The sequence below is a fragment of the Nesterenkonia lutea genome, from assembly GCF_014873955.1.
GTDB lineage: Bacteria > Actinomycetota > Actinomycetes > Actinomycetales > Micrococcaceae > Nesterenkonia > Nesterenkonia lutea.
In genome coordinates this window covers 387,822-400,845 of sequence record NZ_JADBED010000001.1, presented here as the reverse complement: position 1 = coordinate 400,845, position 13,024 = coordinate 387,822, and the positions used below count along the sequence as shown (strand labels likewise).

Here is a 13,024-nt window from a genome sequence, read left to right as displayed (position 1 = left end):
CGGTCAGGACTCAAACTTATAGCCCAGCCCGCGCACAGTGATGAGAAACTCGGGGCGGGAGGGGTCCGGTTCGATCTTCGCGCGCAGCCGCTTGACGTGGACATCGAGGGTCTTGGTGTCCCCCACGTAGTCGGAGCCCCAGACCCGGTCGATGAGCTGACCGCGGGTGAGCACTCGCCCGGCATTGCGCAGCAGCATCTCCAGGAGCTCGAACTCCTTCAGCGGCAGGCTCAGCGGGGCGCCCTTGACCTCCACGGTGTGGCGTTCGATGTCCATGCTGACCGGCCCGGCGGTGACCATGGACCCGTCGTCGACCTCGGCCTCGACCTGGCGACGCAGCACCGCGCGGACCCGGGCCAGCAGCTCCCGGGAGGAGTAGGGCTTGGTGACATAGTCATCGGCACCGAGCTCCAGGCCCACGACCTTGTCGATCTCGGAGTCCTTGGCCGTGAGCATGATGACCGGCACGTTCGACTTCAGTCGGATCTGCCGGCACACCTCGGTGCCGGACTGGCCGGGGAGCATGAGGTCCAGCAGCACGAGGTCCGCGCCCTCGCGGTCGAAGATGTCCACGGCGTCGAAGCCGTTCTCCGCGACGACGACGTCGTACCCCTCCTTCTCGAGGGTGTAGGACAATGCCTCCGAGAATGAAGGCTCATCCTCGACGAGCAGAATTCTGGTCACGCGTTTCCTCCTTCGCCGGCCCGTGTGGGGGCCGGGTTCTCTGCATTGTGACGCGATGCAGAATCGTGTGGGTCAGTGCGACCTGATCCGAGCCCGGCCGCGCCGCGGCCGAGCCCTTCCAGGGTGTCGAGACTCTCGTCCAGCTCGGGCAGGCGCACGGTGAACGTGGAGCCCTTCCCCTGCTGGGACCACAGCGCGACTTCTCCGCCGTGGTTGGTGATGACGTGCTTGACGATGCTCAGACCCAGTCCGGTGCCTCCGGTCTGACGTGAGCGCGCGGCGTCGACCCGGTAGAAGCGTTCGAAGATCCGCTCCTGGTCCTCCTTGGCGATGCCGATCCCCTGGTCGGTGATGCTCACCTGGGCGATCCCGTCACGACTGGAGAGTCCGATCCCGACGCGGGTGGAGTCTGGGGAGTAGCGCACCGCGTTGTCGATCAGGTTCCGGAAGGCCATCATCAGCTGATCCGCGTCGCCGTGGACGCGGTGCGGCAGCGCACCGCCGATCTTGAGCTCGATGCTCTTGGACTCCGCTGGCAGCCGGGAGCGGTCCGCCGCATCGGCGATGACCTCTTCCAGGTCCACCGGACGTCCGGCGTGGACCACGTCCTTGCCCTGCACCCGGGAGAGCTCGATGATGTCCTGGACCAGCGCCGCGAGGCGGCGGGACTCCTTGTGCAGGCGCTGGGTGAAGCGACGCACGGCCACGTCGTCGTCGGCTGCGTCCTCGATCGTCTCGGCGAGGAGCGAGATCGCTCCCACCGGGGTCTTCAACTCGTGGGAGACGTTGGCGACGAAGTCATTGCGCACGGCCTCGATGCGGGAGAACTCCGTGCGGTCATCGGCGAGGACCAGGATGTACTCATCCCCCAGCGGGGCCACGCGCAGATGCACCACCAGGGAGGTCTCCCCCTGCAGCCCGCGGGCCAGCTCATGCTCCTGGTCGATGATCACGCCGTCCCCGCGCACACGGGCGGTGAGGTTCAGCAGCTGCTGGTGGACCACGGTGTGACCCCGGACCAGACCGAAGGCGTAGGCGGCGGGGTTGGCACGGACGACCCCGTCCACCGTGTCCACCACGATGTAGGCCAGGCCCAGCGAGGCGAGCACCTCGGTGGCGCCCTCGGGCATGGAGGGCTCATCCACGTCGATGCCGGAGGCGCGCTGTTTCTCACTGACACGGAAGGCATACATGCCGACGACGCCCAGGGCCAGACCGACGACGCCGGCAAGTGCGGCGATGAGCAGGGGATCCACGCCCTACAGCTTAGGCCCGCCCCCAGGTGCACAGCGCCATATGTCCGGTCCGACCCTGAGGGTTCAGCCACCGTTCACCTTCAGGTCGTCTGTTCACTCTGGTCGCGTCATCTGCGCCAGCGAGGATTCGATGTCGGGATACTCCACGGCACGAAAGGAACACAGAAACGTGCGAAAGCTCTTTCAGGCAGACCTCATCAATCTTGGTGAACAGCTGATCCAGATCACCACCCTGGTCCACGCAGCGATGGAGAAGGCCTACACCGCCTTCGAGAACATCGATCTGCAGCTGGCTGAGGAGGTCATCGCCGCAGATGTCCAGATCGACCGGCTGCAGGTGGAGCTTGATGAGAAGGCCATCGAGCTGCTCGCCCTGCAGGGACCGGTGGCCTCCGACCTGCGGATGATCGTCGGCGCGCTGCGCATGAGCACCTCCCTGGAGCGGATGGGCGACCTTGCTCGGCACATCGCCCAGCTGACCCGTCTGCGCTACCCGGACCGCGTGGCCCCGGATGTCCTGCATCCGGTCTTCGAGAAGATGTCGAAGCTCTCCACGCAGATCTCCGCGCGGCTGATCACGCTGCTCGAGACCCGCGAGCTGCACCTGGTCGCGGAGATCCATGCGCTGAACGAGCAGCTCAACGATCTGCATGCCTCGGTGTTCACCATCGTGGCCGCCGAGGACTGGCAGCAGAGCGCGGCCACCAGCGTGGACTCCAGCCTGGTGAGCCGCTTCTTCGAGCGCTTTGGCGATCACGGGGTCTCCGTCGCGAACAAGGTCGACTACCTGGTCACCGGCGCCTGGGACTCCCGCGAGCACTGAGCCTCAGGGCCGATCCCCCCGCCACCATCTGTTGGGCAGAAATCGTCGCTCTGGGCCCGGCGGATTCAAGCAGTCGTTGCAACAAACGGGTGTTCTAACTGGTGGTGAGTAAGTCTCTCATCGCTTCTGCTGGGGTCCGCCACTGCAGGGTCATCCTCGGTCGTCCGTTGAGCAGCCCTGCCACATGTTCGAGGTCCTCAGGCCCGTGCGCTGAGAGATCTGAGCCCTTCGGGAAGAACTGACGCAGCAGCCCGTTGGTGTTCTCGTTGGTCCCGCGCTGCCAGGGCGAGGCCGGGTCGCAGAAATAGATCGCAAGATCCGCAGCCACGCTGACCTGCTGATGCGCGGCCATCTCTGAGCCCTGATCCCAGGTCAGTGAACCCCGTAGGTGCCCCGGCAGAGACTTCATCCGCTCGGTCAACGCGTCGGCGACCGCGGCAGCGTTATGACCCTGCGGAAGGTGGCAGAGCATCGTGAACCGGGTGCGCCGCTCCACCAGGGTCGCGATCGCAGAACGATTCGACGCTCCCATGATCAGATCACCCTCCCAGTGACCGGGCACCGCTCGGTCCTCGATCTGCGCAGGACGCTCTGAGATCATGATCATCTCGTCACCGAGGACCCGGGGTCGGCGCTGCTGGCCCTGAGGTTTGCGCCGGGCCCTTCCGGTGCGCAGAGCGGCTTGGACTTCCTTCTTCAGTCCGCCTCGGGCCTGGAAGTACAGCGCCTGGTAGAGCGTCTCGTGGCTCACCCTCATCTCCTGATCCTGGGGGAAATCCTCCACCAGTCTCTTACTGATCTGGGCAGGAGACCACCGCAGCAACAGCTTCTGCTGCACCCACCGGCGCAGTTGGGTCTCTGCCACCAATTTGGACGCCTTGGGTCGGGCCCTGCGTTCAGAGGCGGCCCGGTGCGCCCCGTAGGGCAGGTAGCGGTGATCGCGGCCGCTGTTGCGGGCCAGCTCCCTGGTGATCGTGGAGCGGGCCCGGCCCAGTTCCCGTGCGATCTGGGCGGCAGAACATCCATGGTTCCTCAGATCCAGGATCTTCTCGCGTTCCGGCAGAGATAGGAACCTGTCGCAGACCTTCTCTTCGGGGGCGTGGTCAGCAGCAACTCTCATCACCGTCTTAGAGCGCTTTGGCCTCGTGTTGTATTCACGATCCCATTTCCGCGCCGAGGACTCCGCGGCCCCGGCAGCGACTGCGGCTTCAGCAATGCTGACGCCTTGGAGTCGCTGCCGGTGGAACTCGTTCTTGCCCGGATGCTTCGGGCCGCCCCGGGCCCGGCTGCGGTCCACTCCTGCGGCCTTGGCCCAGAGTCGCAGCATTTCCCGGCTGATCCCGGTTTCTCGGGCGACCCGGGTGAGGTTCGGGTTCCGGTTCAGCTGGTCGAGGACCTGATCTTTGAACCAGGGCGGGTATCCCTGCCCGATCTTGGGCCGGGGGTGCTGTGGTGATGGCACTGGCAGCTCCTGAATCTCAGGCTGTTGCAACCACCACTAGAACCCGCCCCCGCCACGCGGCGCCTATTCCGACGATTTGCGCCCAATAGATGAGGGAACCCTCCGTTCCCGCCCCCAGCAGAGGCGCGGAGGCCCCTCCCCCGCCTGGATGCACGAAGCCCCCTCCGCCGTCATGTGATGGCTGAGGGGGCTTCAAACGTGCGTGGGCTACTTCTTGCCCTGGTTCGCGACCGCGTGGATCGCGTCCTTGGCGGCCTCCGGGTCCAGGTAGGTGCCGCCCGGGTTCAGCGGCTTGAGGTCCTCGTCCAGCTGGTAGTGCAGCGGGATCCCGGTGGGGATGTTCAGCCCGGCGATGTCCTCGTCGGAGATGCCGTCGAGGTACTTCACCATGGCGCGCAGCGAATTTCCATGAGCGGCCAGCAGGACGGTCTTGTTCTCACGGAGGTCGGGCACCACGGAGGACTCCCAGTAGGGAAGCATCCGTTCCACCACGTCCTTGAGGCACTCGGTGCGCGGGGCGGCATCGCCGAGGTCGGCATAGCGCGGGTCCCCCACCTGGGAGAACTTGTCGTCTGCGGAGATCTCTGGCGGCGGGGTGTCATAGGAGCGGCGCCAGGTCATGAACTGGTCCTCGCCGTACTGCTCCAGCGTCTCAGCCTTGTTCTTGCCCTGCAGCGCGCCGTAGTGGCGCTCGTTCAGGCGCCAGTCCCGCTTGACCGGGATCCAGAGCCGATCGGCGGTCTCCAGGGCGAGGTGCGCGGTGGTGATGGCCCGCTGCAGCAGCGAGGTGTGCACCACGTCCGGGAGCAGCTTGTGCTCGGCGAGCAGCTCGCCGCCGCGGGCGGCCTCCTCACGGCCCAGAGCGGTGAGCTGGACATCCACCCATCCGGTGAAGAGGTTCTTCTCGTTCCAGTCGCTCTGCCCGTGGCGGAGCAGGATCAGGTCATAGGCCATTGGAGATGGTCTCCCTTTCGAAGTCGGTCAGCGATGGTCAGGTCAGTCACGGGCATGTGAGCCGGCATCGCTCGCCCGAGACTGCAGCGGGGTCACTCGGAGACGGCGGGATTGACGTCGGTCAGGTAGACCATCGCCATGCACGCGGCCGCCACCGGGAAGATCAGTCCGAAGGGCGTGCTGCCGAAGGCGCCCAGCAGCGCCAGCACCACGGCGCCGCCGGTCATGCCGAGCCAGAATCCCTTGGTGCGCTTGAACGCGATGTCGAAGCGCTGCGCGTTCTTGGGGATGCACTTGACCAGCGCGACCACGGCCACGATCAGGCAGACGAAGGCGAAGGCGAACTGGATCCAGAACTCGGAGAGGAGGACGAACCTCCAGATGTCAGAGATGGGAGACTGCATACCTCGATGTTATCGGATGGTCTCGTCATCTGATGGGTCCGCCGTTGCGGCGGTCCGCAGCGCATTGAGCAGATCCGCGAAGAGGTCCTCGACATCTTCGATGCCCACGGAAAGTCGAATCAGCCCGTCCGGCACCGATGTCGGTTCCCCGGGATGACGACGACGACGCTCCGCGAGCGATTCCACACCGCCGAGGCTGGTCGCGGGGGTCCATATCTTCAGGGCGCTGAGCACGGCGTCGGCCACCTCGGCCTCGGTCCGCTGGTCGGCGGAACCGAGCTCACCTGAACCGGGCTGTCCTGGAGCGGGTTGTCCTGGACCGGGTTGCCCTGGGCCAGCGGGCTGGTCCGCGTCGAGCTCGATGGTCAGGATGGCGCCGAACCCGCCCAGCTGCTCAGCAGCGCGCTGGTGCTGCGGGTGGGAGGCCAGGCCCGGGTAGTTGACCCGGCGCAGCGGCAGTCCGGCGTCTTCGCTGAGCTGGTCCAGCCGTCTCGCCAGCTCGCCGGCGCTGGACTCAGCCGCATCCAGGCGCAGAGCCAGGGTGCGCACGCCGCGCAGCGCCAGGAAGACCTCCATCGGTCCGGGGATGGCGCCGTGAAGGGTGCGGTGCTGGTGCAGCTGTCGGTGGATCTCGGGATCACCGGTGATGGCGGCGCCCATGATCAGGTCCGAGTGTCCGGAGAGGAACTTGGTGACCGAATGCACCACGACATCGGCCCCATGCTTGAGCGGGCGCTGGCGCAGCGGGGTCGCGAAGGTGTTGTCCACTGCGCTGAGCACGCCGCGCTTCTTTGCGGCGGCCAACAGTGCAGGCAGATCGGCGACCTCGAGCATCGGGTTGGTCGGGGACTCGATCCAGAGCATCACCTGCACATCCTGGGCGCTGGCCAGCGTGGAGACGTCATGCAGGGTGGTGATGACCTGTTCGGTGTCGGCGATGTCCACGCGGTGCAGGGTCAGCAGTCCCTGGTCCGCCATCTGTTGCGCCAGGGTGGAGAAGCCCATATAGCTGTGCCGGGGCATGACCAGGTGGCTCCCCGGCGGGAGCAGATGGACGACGGCGGAGATGGCGGCCATGCCCGAGGCGAAGAGCAGACCCGGCAGCACCTGTGCGGGGTGGTCCTCAGCGGTGGTGACGAAGCCCTCGGCCCGGTAGCTGGAGCGGGTGCCGGCCTCCAGCTGTGCCAGGAGCTCCTCCAGCGGCTCCCAGGAGGGCATGCCCTCGCGGGCGTAGTCCATCGCCGCCGGGACTCCGGGCCTGTAGGAGTAGGTCGAGGTGAAGTCCACCGGCTTGTTGACGGGCTGGTTCGGAGCGTGGGCACCGCGGCCCGCGCTGACCACGAAGGTGCGTTCGCGCTGATTCACACCGCTACGGTACCCCAGCGGGGCTGTCCCGGAGCTGGCGTGCGCGCGGGGCGTTGATGCACCAGTCCAGAGTGGCTTCCTGCGCCGGCGCACGGGGGCGTCCGTGGCGCTAGGTAGGCTTGGAGGGTGAACCAGCTCAGACGTGGAGGATTCATCGCCTTCGAAGGCGGCGACGGCGCCGGCAAGACCACCCAGCTGAGCCTTCTCGAGTCCTGGTTCGTCGAGCGCGGAGTGCCCTATGAGCGCACTCGCGAGCCCGGGGGCACCCCGATCGGCGAGCGCATCCGCTCCCTGGTGCTCGAGCACGGACAGGGCGAGGTGGATCCCCGGACCGAGGCGCTGCTCTTCGCCGCGTCCCGTGCCGCCCATGTGGTCCAGCGCATCCGGCCAGCGCTGGAGTCCGGCCGCTTCGTGCTCTGTGACCGCTATGTGGACTCGTCGGTGGCCTATCAGGGAGAGGGCCGCCAGATCGGCACCGAAGCGGTGGCAGACGTGAACGTCTTCGCCACCGGCGGCCTGCAGCCCGATCTGACCGTGCTGCTGGACCTCGAGCCGGCCGCCGCCCGCGCCCGGCGCGAAGGCCGCGAGGGAACCTCGGACCGGATCGAATCGGCCGAGGACGCCTTCCACGAGCGGCTGCGCGCGGCGTTCCTCGCCCGCGCCGAGGCGGAGCCGGAGCGATACCTGGTGCTCGCCGCCGACGGTGCCCCTGAGGGCCTGCAGAAGCAGATCCGTGCCCGCGTCGAGGAGCTCCTGAGCGCATGAGCGTCTACACAGAACTCGTCGGGCAGGACGCCGTCGTCGAGCAGCTGCGTCAGGCCGCCGGCTCCGGCACGCCCTCACATGCCTGGCTGTTCACCGGACCTCCCGGGTCCGGTCGCTCCAACGCGGCGAGGGCCTTCGCCGCCGCATTGAACTGTGACCAGCCGGAACCCGCTGCCCGGGGCTGCGGCGAATGCAGGTCCTGCCGCCTCGTGGCCGCGCAGAGCCACCCCTCGGTGAAGCTGATCTCCACCGAGAACGTCACGTACAAGATCGAAGACGTCCGCCAGCTGGTGACCACCGCCCAGGAGAAGCCCCACGGCGCCCGGTGGCGGGTCATCGTGGTGGAGGACGCGGACCGGATGACCGAACGAGCCACCAACGTGCTGCTCAAGGCCATCGAGGAACCGCCCCCGCACACGGTCTGGGTGCTCTGCGCGCCCAGCCCGGCCGATGTGCTGGTCACCATCCGGTCCCGCTGCCGCCTGGTCAGCCTGCGGATCCCTCCCACAGAAGCGGTGGCTCAGCTGTTGACCACCCGGGACGGCCTCAACGAGCAGCAGGCTCAGTTCGCCGCCCGGGTCTCACAGAACCACATCGGAGTCGCACGCCGGCTCGCCCGCGACCCGGAGGCGCGCAGCCGACGGGAGCAGATCGTCACGCTGCCGCTGCGACTGAGCACCTCCTCCGCAGCGATCAAGGCCGCGGGAACGCTGGTCGAGATGACCCAGGCGGACGCGGCCAGCACTGCCGAGGCCCGGCTCAGCGCCGAGCAGGCCTCGCTGCGCCGCTCCCTCGGACTCGAGGCGGAGGAGAAGATCCCGCCCAAGCTCCGCGCCCAGTTCAAGCGGCTGGAGGAGGAGAACACCCGGCGGGCCAAGCGCGCCGTCGCTGACTCGCTGGACCGGGCCCTGATCGATCTCACGGCCGTCTTCCGTGATGTGCTCAGCCTGAAGCTGGGCACCGGTGCTGAGCTGATCAATGAGCATCTGCGCGCGGAGCTGACCCGCTACGCCGAGTCGCTCAGCGCCGAGCAGACCCTGGCCGGGCTGGATGCGATCAATGCCGCCCGGACCCGGATCACGCAGAATGTCCCCCCGCTTCTGGCCATGGAGGCCCTGATGATGCAGTTCCTACCCGGGAGGTCCCGTGCCTGAGAATCCGCTGTTCCCGCGAGGGCTTCGACTGGCGGGCCTCGCTGCGGCGGCCGCGCTGCTGCTGTCGGGCTGCGCGACCCCCGGAGACGAGTCCGACTCCGCCGCGAGCAGTGCGGTGGAAGGCACGACAGACGAAGAGTCGATGACCGCCACTACGGTGCCGGCGGACGCGCTGCCCGGTGACGCGGGCGACTACACCGACTACTACGAGCAGGAGCTCGAGTGGTCCTCCTGTGAGGACACGATGATGTGCGCCGATGTCACGGTGCCGATGGACTACGAGGACCCCGGCGCCGGCGAGGACCTCGAGATCCGGATCATCAGCTCCGAGACCGGCGGTGAGGACGAGTACCTGCTCACCAACCCCGGCGGGCCGGGCTCCTCCGGATACAACACCGTCGCAGACACGCTGACCTCGGCGTTCAGCGAGGAACTGGTGGAGACCTATAACGTCGTCGGCTTCGACCCCCGCGGGGTGCACCGCTCCTCACCGGTGACCTGCCTCGACGACGCAGAGATGGACGAGTACCGGCAACAGGTCTCCGACGAACAGCTCGACACCGATGCCGCCTACGCCGAGGCCCGCGAGTCTGCCGCAGAGCTGGCGGCACAGTGCGAGGCGGAGAGCGGCGACCTTCTCGTGCATGTGGACACGCTTTCTGCGGCCAGAGACATGGACGTCATCCGCGCGGCGCTGGGGCAGGATGAGCTGGACTACCTGGGCTTCTCCTACGGCACCAAGCTCGGTCTGACCTATGCCGAGCACTACGGGCAGCGTGTGGGCAGGTTCGTGCTCGACGGGATGTTCGACGTCTCCATCGAGGCGCACGAATTGAACACGCAGCAGGCCCTCGGCTTCGAGGACGCGCTGGAGAACTACGCCCAGTGGTGCACCGAGCAGGAGAACTGTGCCGCCGGTGACACCGTGGACGAAGTGGTCCAGAGCACCCAGGATCTCTTCGCGGAGGTGGATGAAGAACCTGTCCAGGGCGCGGATGGTCGCACGATCAACGTGTCCACGCTGGTCAGCGGGTTCATCACCCCCCTGTACAACCAGCTGAGCTGGCCTGTGCTGTCCGAGGCGCTGAACATGGCGCTCTCAGAGGATGACTTCTCTGCGTTCCAGTACTTCGCGGATCTGCAGTCCGGGAGGAGTCCTGATGGCAACTATGACTGGATCAACTCCTTCGCCTTCACCGCCGTGATGTGCCTGGACTACCCGATGCCCGAGGACCCGGAGCAGATCGAGGCGGAATTCGAAGAAGTCTCGGACCAGGCCCCCACCTTCGGTCCGTACCTGGGTCATCGGGGCGTGGTCTGTCAGGAGTGGCCGGCCGAGAGTGTGGCCGAGCCCTGGGATCCGGGCCTCACAGAGGTCGAGGAGATCCTGTTCATCGGCACCACCGGAGACCCTGCAACCCCGGTGGAATGGGCGGAGAACATGCACGAGTCGGTGCCTCAGTCCTCATTGATCATTCGTGAGGGAGAAGGCCACCTGGGTTACCAGGCGGGCAATGATTGCGTGGATGACGCGGTGGACGGGTACCTTCTGGGCGGGGACCTCGCGGAGGGTCGAACAGAGTGTTGAACACCGGATCGAAGGTTCTTCTACCGCTTGTAGAAGTCCACGCGTAGACTCGGAACACCGGTGACGCAGACGTCGCCCGCGGCACCTGATGGACACCGGTCTCATCCGCTGATCTGCGTTAGGACGCTGCCATGAACATCGAGGTTCCTGTCACACCCACCGCGGAGTCACGAGACTCCGCCCAGACTCACGACACCCACACCTCCGCAGCCCCCAGTGCCGCCTCCGAGGAGCCGCGCGCGCCGCGGCCACTCGGAGTGCTGGTCGGCTTCGACGGCTCGGCCAACGCCACCGCCGCGCTGCGCTGGGCCGCCCGCGAGGCACATTTCCGAGGCCTTGCCCTGACGGTCGCAAGCTCCTTCACGATCGCTCCGGCGGTGAGCGGCTATCTGGAGAGCTTTCCCGACTCCGAGGGACAGACCCTCGCCCGCCAGGCCACTGAGGCCGTCTTGAACGAAGCCAAGCAGAAGCTCTCCGGCTACGACGGCGAGGTGACGTATCGGCTGGAGCATGGAGACGCAGCCGGAGTGATGGTGCGGCTCTCCGGTTCGGCCGAACTGACCGTGGTCGGAAGCCGCGGACGCGGCGGATTCACGGGGCGCATCCTCGGCTCGGTCGCGGCCGCGCTTCCCGCTCATGCGCACTCCCCCACGGTCGTCGTCCCGCACACTGAGGGCTCCGACGTGGGAGAAGGCCTCGAGGCGCTGACCACTGCCGACTCCAGGCCCGTGGTGGTCGGCATCGACGGTTCGCCCCACTCCCGTCGCGCGGCGGCAGAGGCCGCCCGGACCGCGCTCAGTCACAAGACCGATCTCCAGCTGGTCATGGCCCTGCCGCCGCTGACCACCGCGGCCATGTGGTATCCGGAGCTTGCTGCCCGCGAACAGGCGCTGGTGCATTCGCGGATGGATGATCTGAACAAGGACCTCGACGTCGAGGTGGGCTGGGTCCAGGCACAGTTCCCGGAGCTCTCGGTCTCCGGGACAGTTGAAGAGGGATTTCCGGTGAACCTGCTCCACGAGATGAGCGCGCGGGTGCAGCTGACCGTGGTCGGCACCCGGGGCCTCAGCGGTCTGCGCAGCGCTCTCCTGGGGTCCGTCTCTCGAGAACTGCTGCACCATGCCACGGGACCGGTGATGGTGGTGCCGAGCCAGGACTGAACGAGCTTTGACCGCGGTGGGGTGCAGCAGTAAAGTTGTCCCTCGTGCGCCTCACCGCGGCGCCGCGCCGCCTTAGCTCAGTCGGTAGAGCGATTCACTCGTAATGAATAGGTCGCCGGTTCGATTCCGGCAGGCGGCTCCAAAAGAGCTCCTGACCTGGGGTTTTCTTGTATCCCTGTCGTTTCTCGCAAACCCCAGGACTTAACCTACGCTCTAAACTACGGCCTAGTTCCCAGATCTCCCGATCTTCCAGCAACTCGCCACTTCGAAGGTGACGAGGTAAACGGGACTAGCTGGTGCGCGACAACCCAGCACGGTACCCAGGAAAGTCAGATCCTCTGCTGCTACTGTATGTACAGCAGCCACCACCGTCTCTAGACGTTGCTACCACCACCTCGAAAGGATGTTCCGTCATGGCTAATGCCCTCGATGTAGCCCAGTTCATCCTGGAGAAGCATGGTGAGATGACGACGATGAAGCTGCAAAAGCTCTGCTACTACTCCCAGGGTTGGTCACTGGCCTGGGACGAGGTGCCAATCTTCGACAATCAGATCGAAGCTTGGGCCAACGGCCCCGTGGTTCGCGACCTCTACAGAACCCACCGGGGTCAGTTTCGGATCTCGAAGATTCAGGGTGGAGACTCGAACGCCCTGTCAGAGGCGGAACAAGACACGGTGAACGCCGTCCTGTCCGCGTACGGTCACCTAACCGGACAGCAGCTCAGTGACCTCTCCCATAACGAGGATCCCTGGATCAACGCCAGAGGAGACGCCCCGGAAGGGTCTACACTCTCGACCCCAATAGACCGGGACGCATTGCAGGACTTCTTCGGCGGCTTAGATTCGGCCCAGCGCGCCTCGTAGATGGCCGGCAGTAAACGCGCGGCAAAGAAGCTCGCGAAGCAGCAAAACAACGAGACCGGCAAGCACGTTCCTTCATTGCCCCAGGCGAGACCTCCTGGCAAGAACGTCTCTGCTCAAGCAGTCGATCAAGGTCGCCCGGCCAGGAACTTCTTCAAGTGGACTGCACGCGAAATTGACACTGGCGTGACGCAGGACTCTTCGTGCGGATGGACTTGGGACATGGACACCAAACGCACCATCGAACTCCTGAAGTTCTTGGAAGAGTGCGGCAAGAAAACCTGGGGTGAGATCGAGCAGGAGACCTCTGGGGGACATCGGAAACACCACGGTCAACCACTGGACAGCCTGTGTGCCGAGGCTAGAGAACGACTCAGGGCGCAGGGGCTCACCGAAGACAGCGAGGAAGAACTATTCAGGTTCAGGCTAACTGGACCGGGACGTCTATGGGGATTCAAGTCCGGGAGTCTCTTCAAGCTGATTTGGTGGGACGAGAACCACCAGGTCTACCCGCTTGAGAAGCGCAATAGCTAGCTATCGCAAGACCAG

At 66.1% G+C, this 13,024-nt stretch carries 13 protein-coding genes and 1 tRNA gene; 8 read left to right on the top strand and 6 right to left on the bottom strand.

The window, feature by feature from the left end; all coding sequences use genetic code 11:
- Positions 1-3: 3 nt before the first annotated feature.
- Both H4W27_RS01895 and H4W27_RS01890 read right to left on the bottom strand, forming a co-directional pair.
- Positions 4-684 (bottom strand): response regulator, encoded by a 681-nt coding sequence (locus H4W27_RS01895; protein ID WP_192594423.1) that lies wholly within the window; start codon positions 682-684, stop codon positions 4-6.
- Positions 681-1,940: a sensor histidine kinase gene (locus H4W27_RS01890; RefSeq protein WP_318782082.1), complete on the bottom strand. Its 1,260-nt coding sequence runs from the start codon at positions 1,938-1,940 to the stop codon at positions 681-683. Before H4W27_RS01890 ends, H4W27_RS01895 begins: the two co-directional genes overlap by 4 nt.
- Before the next feature lie 169 nt (positions 1,941-2,109).
- Here H4W27_RS01890 and phoU point away from each other — a divergent pair, with 169 nt between their 5' ends.
- A complete protein-coding gene (gene phoU, locus H4W27_RS01885) occupies positions 2,110-2,763 on the top strand; it encodes a phosphate signaling complex protein PhoU (protein ID WP_192594422.1) in 654 nt (217 codons plus the stop codon).
- Between the two features lie 94 nt (positions 2,764-2,857).
- Here phoU and H4W27_RS01880 read toward each other — a convergent pair whose 3' ends face one another.
- The 4 genes from H4W27_RS01880 to H4W27_RS01865 form a co-directional block, all read right to left on the bottom strand.
- Positions 2,858-4,090: an IS30 family transposase gene (locus H4W27_RS01880; RefSeq protein WP_449867019.1), complete on the bottom strand. Its 1,233-nt coding sequence runs from the start codon at positions 4,088-4,090 to the stop codon at positions 2,858-2,860.
- Positions 4,091-4,432: 342 nt separating this feature from the next.
- The gene (locus H4W27_RS01875; RefSeq protein WP_192594421.1) at positions 4,433-5,179 is read right to left on the bottom strand and encodes a phosphoglyceromutase; all 747 of its coding nucleotides are present in this window, start codon (positions 5,177-5,179) and stop codon (positions 4,433-4,435) included.
- A 92-nt stretch (positions 5,180-5,271) separates the two neighbouring features.
- The gene (locus tag H4W27_RS01870) at positions 5,272-5,583 is read right to left on the bottom strand and encodes a DUF2516 family protein (RefSeq protein WP_192594420.1); all 312 of its coding nucleotides are present in this window, start codon (positions 5,581-5,583) and stop codon (positions 5,272-5,274) included.
- Between the two features lie 9 nt (positions 5,584-5,592).
- Positions 5,593-6,948, bottom strand: coding sequence for a trans-sulfuration enzyme family protein (locus tag H4W27_RS01865; protein ID WP_318782079.1), 1,356 nt, complete (start codon positions 6,946-6,948; stop codon positions 5,593-5,595).
- Between the two features lie 126 nt (positions 6,949-7,074).
- Between H4W27_RS01865 and tmk the strand changes: the two genes are divergently transcribed.
- The 7 genes from tmk to H4W27_RS01830 all read left to right on the top strand — a co-directional run bounded on the left by tmk (position 7,075) and on the right by H4W27_RS01830 (position 13,009).
- Positions 7,075-7,713: a dTMP kinase gene (tmk, locus tag H4W27_RS01860; protein ID WP_192594419.1), complete on the top strand. Its 639-nt coding sequence runs from the start codon at positions 7,075-7,077 to the stop codon at positions 7,711-7,713.
- Positions 7,710-8,867, top strand: coding sequence for a DNA polymerase III subunit delta' (locus H4W27_RS01855; RefSeq protein WP_192594418.1), 1,158 nt, complete (start codon positions 7,710-7,712; stop codon positions 8,865-8,867). The genes tmk and H4W27_RS01855 overlap by 4 nt, the downstream gene beginning before the upstream one ends.
- Positions 8,860-10,455, top strand: coding sequence for an alpha/beta hydrolase (locus H4W27_RS01850; RefSeq protein ID WP_192594417.1), 1,596 nt, complete (start codon positions 8,860-8,862; stop codon positions 10,453-10,455). The genes H4W27_RS01855 and H4W27_RS01850 overlap by 8 nt, the downstream gene beginning before the upstream one ends.
- Positions 10,456-10,586: 131 nt before the next feature.
- On the top strand, positions 10,587-11,615 hold the full coding sequence (locus tag H4W27_RS01845) for a universal stress protein (protein WP_192594416.1): 1,029 nt from the start codon (positions 10,587-10,589) through the stop codon (positions 11,613-11,615).
- A 66-nt stretch (positions 11,616-11,681) separates the two neighbouring features.
- A tRNA-Thr gene (locus H4W27_RS01840) sits at positions 11,682-11,757 on the top strand.
- Between the two features lie 271 nt (positions 11,758-12,028).
- Positions 12,029-12,478, top strand: coding sequence for a Panacea domain-containing protein (locus tag H4W27_RS01835; protein WP_192594415.1), 450 nt, complete (start codon positions 12,029-12,031; stop codon positions 12,476-12,478).
- Complete coding sequence (locus H4W27_RS01830; RefSeq protein ID WP_192594414.1) at positions 12,479-13,009, top strand: hypothetical protein; 531 nt, start codon at positions 12,479-12,481, stop codon at positions 13,007-13,009.
- Positions 13,010-13,024 lie beyond the last annotated feature (15 nt).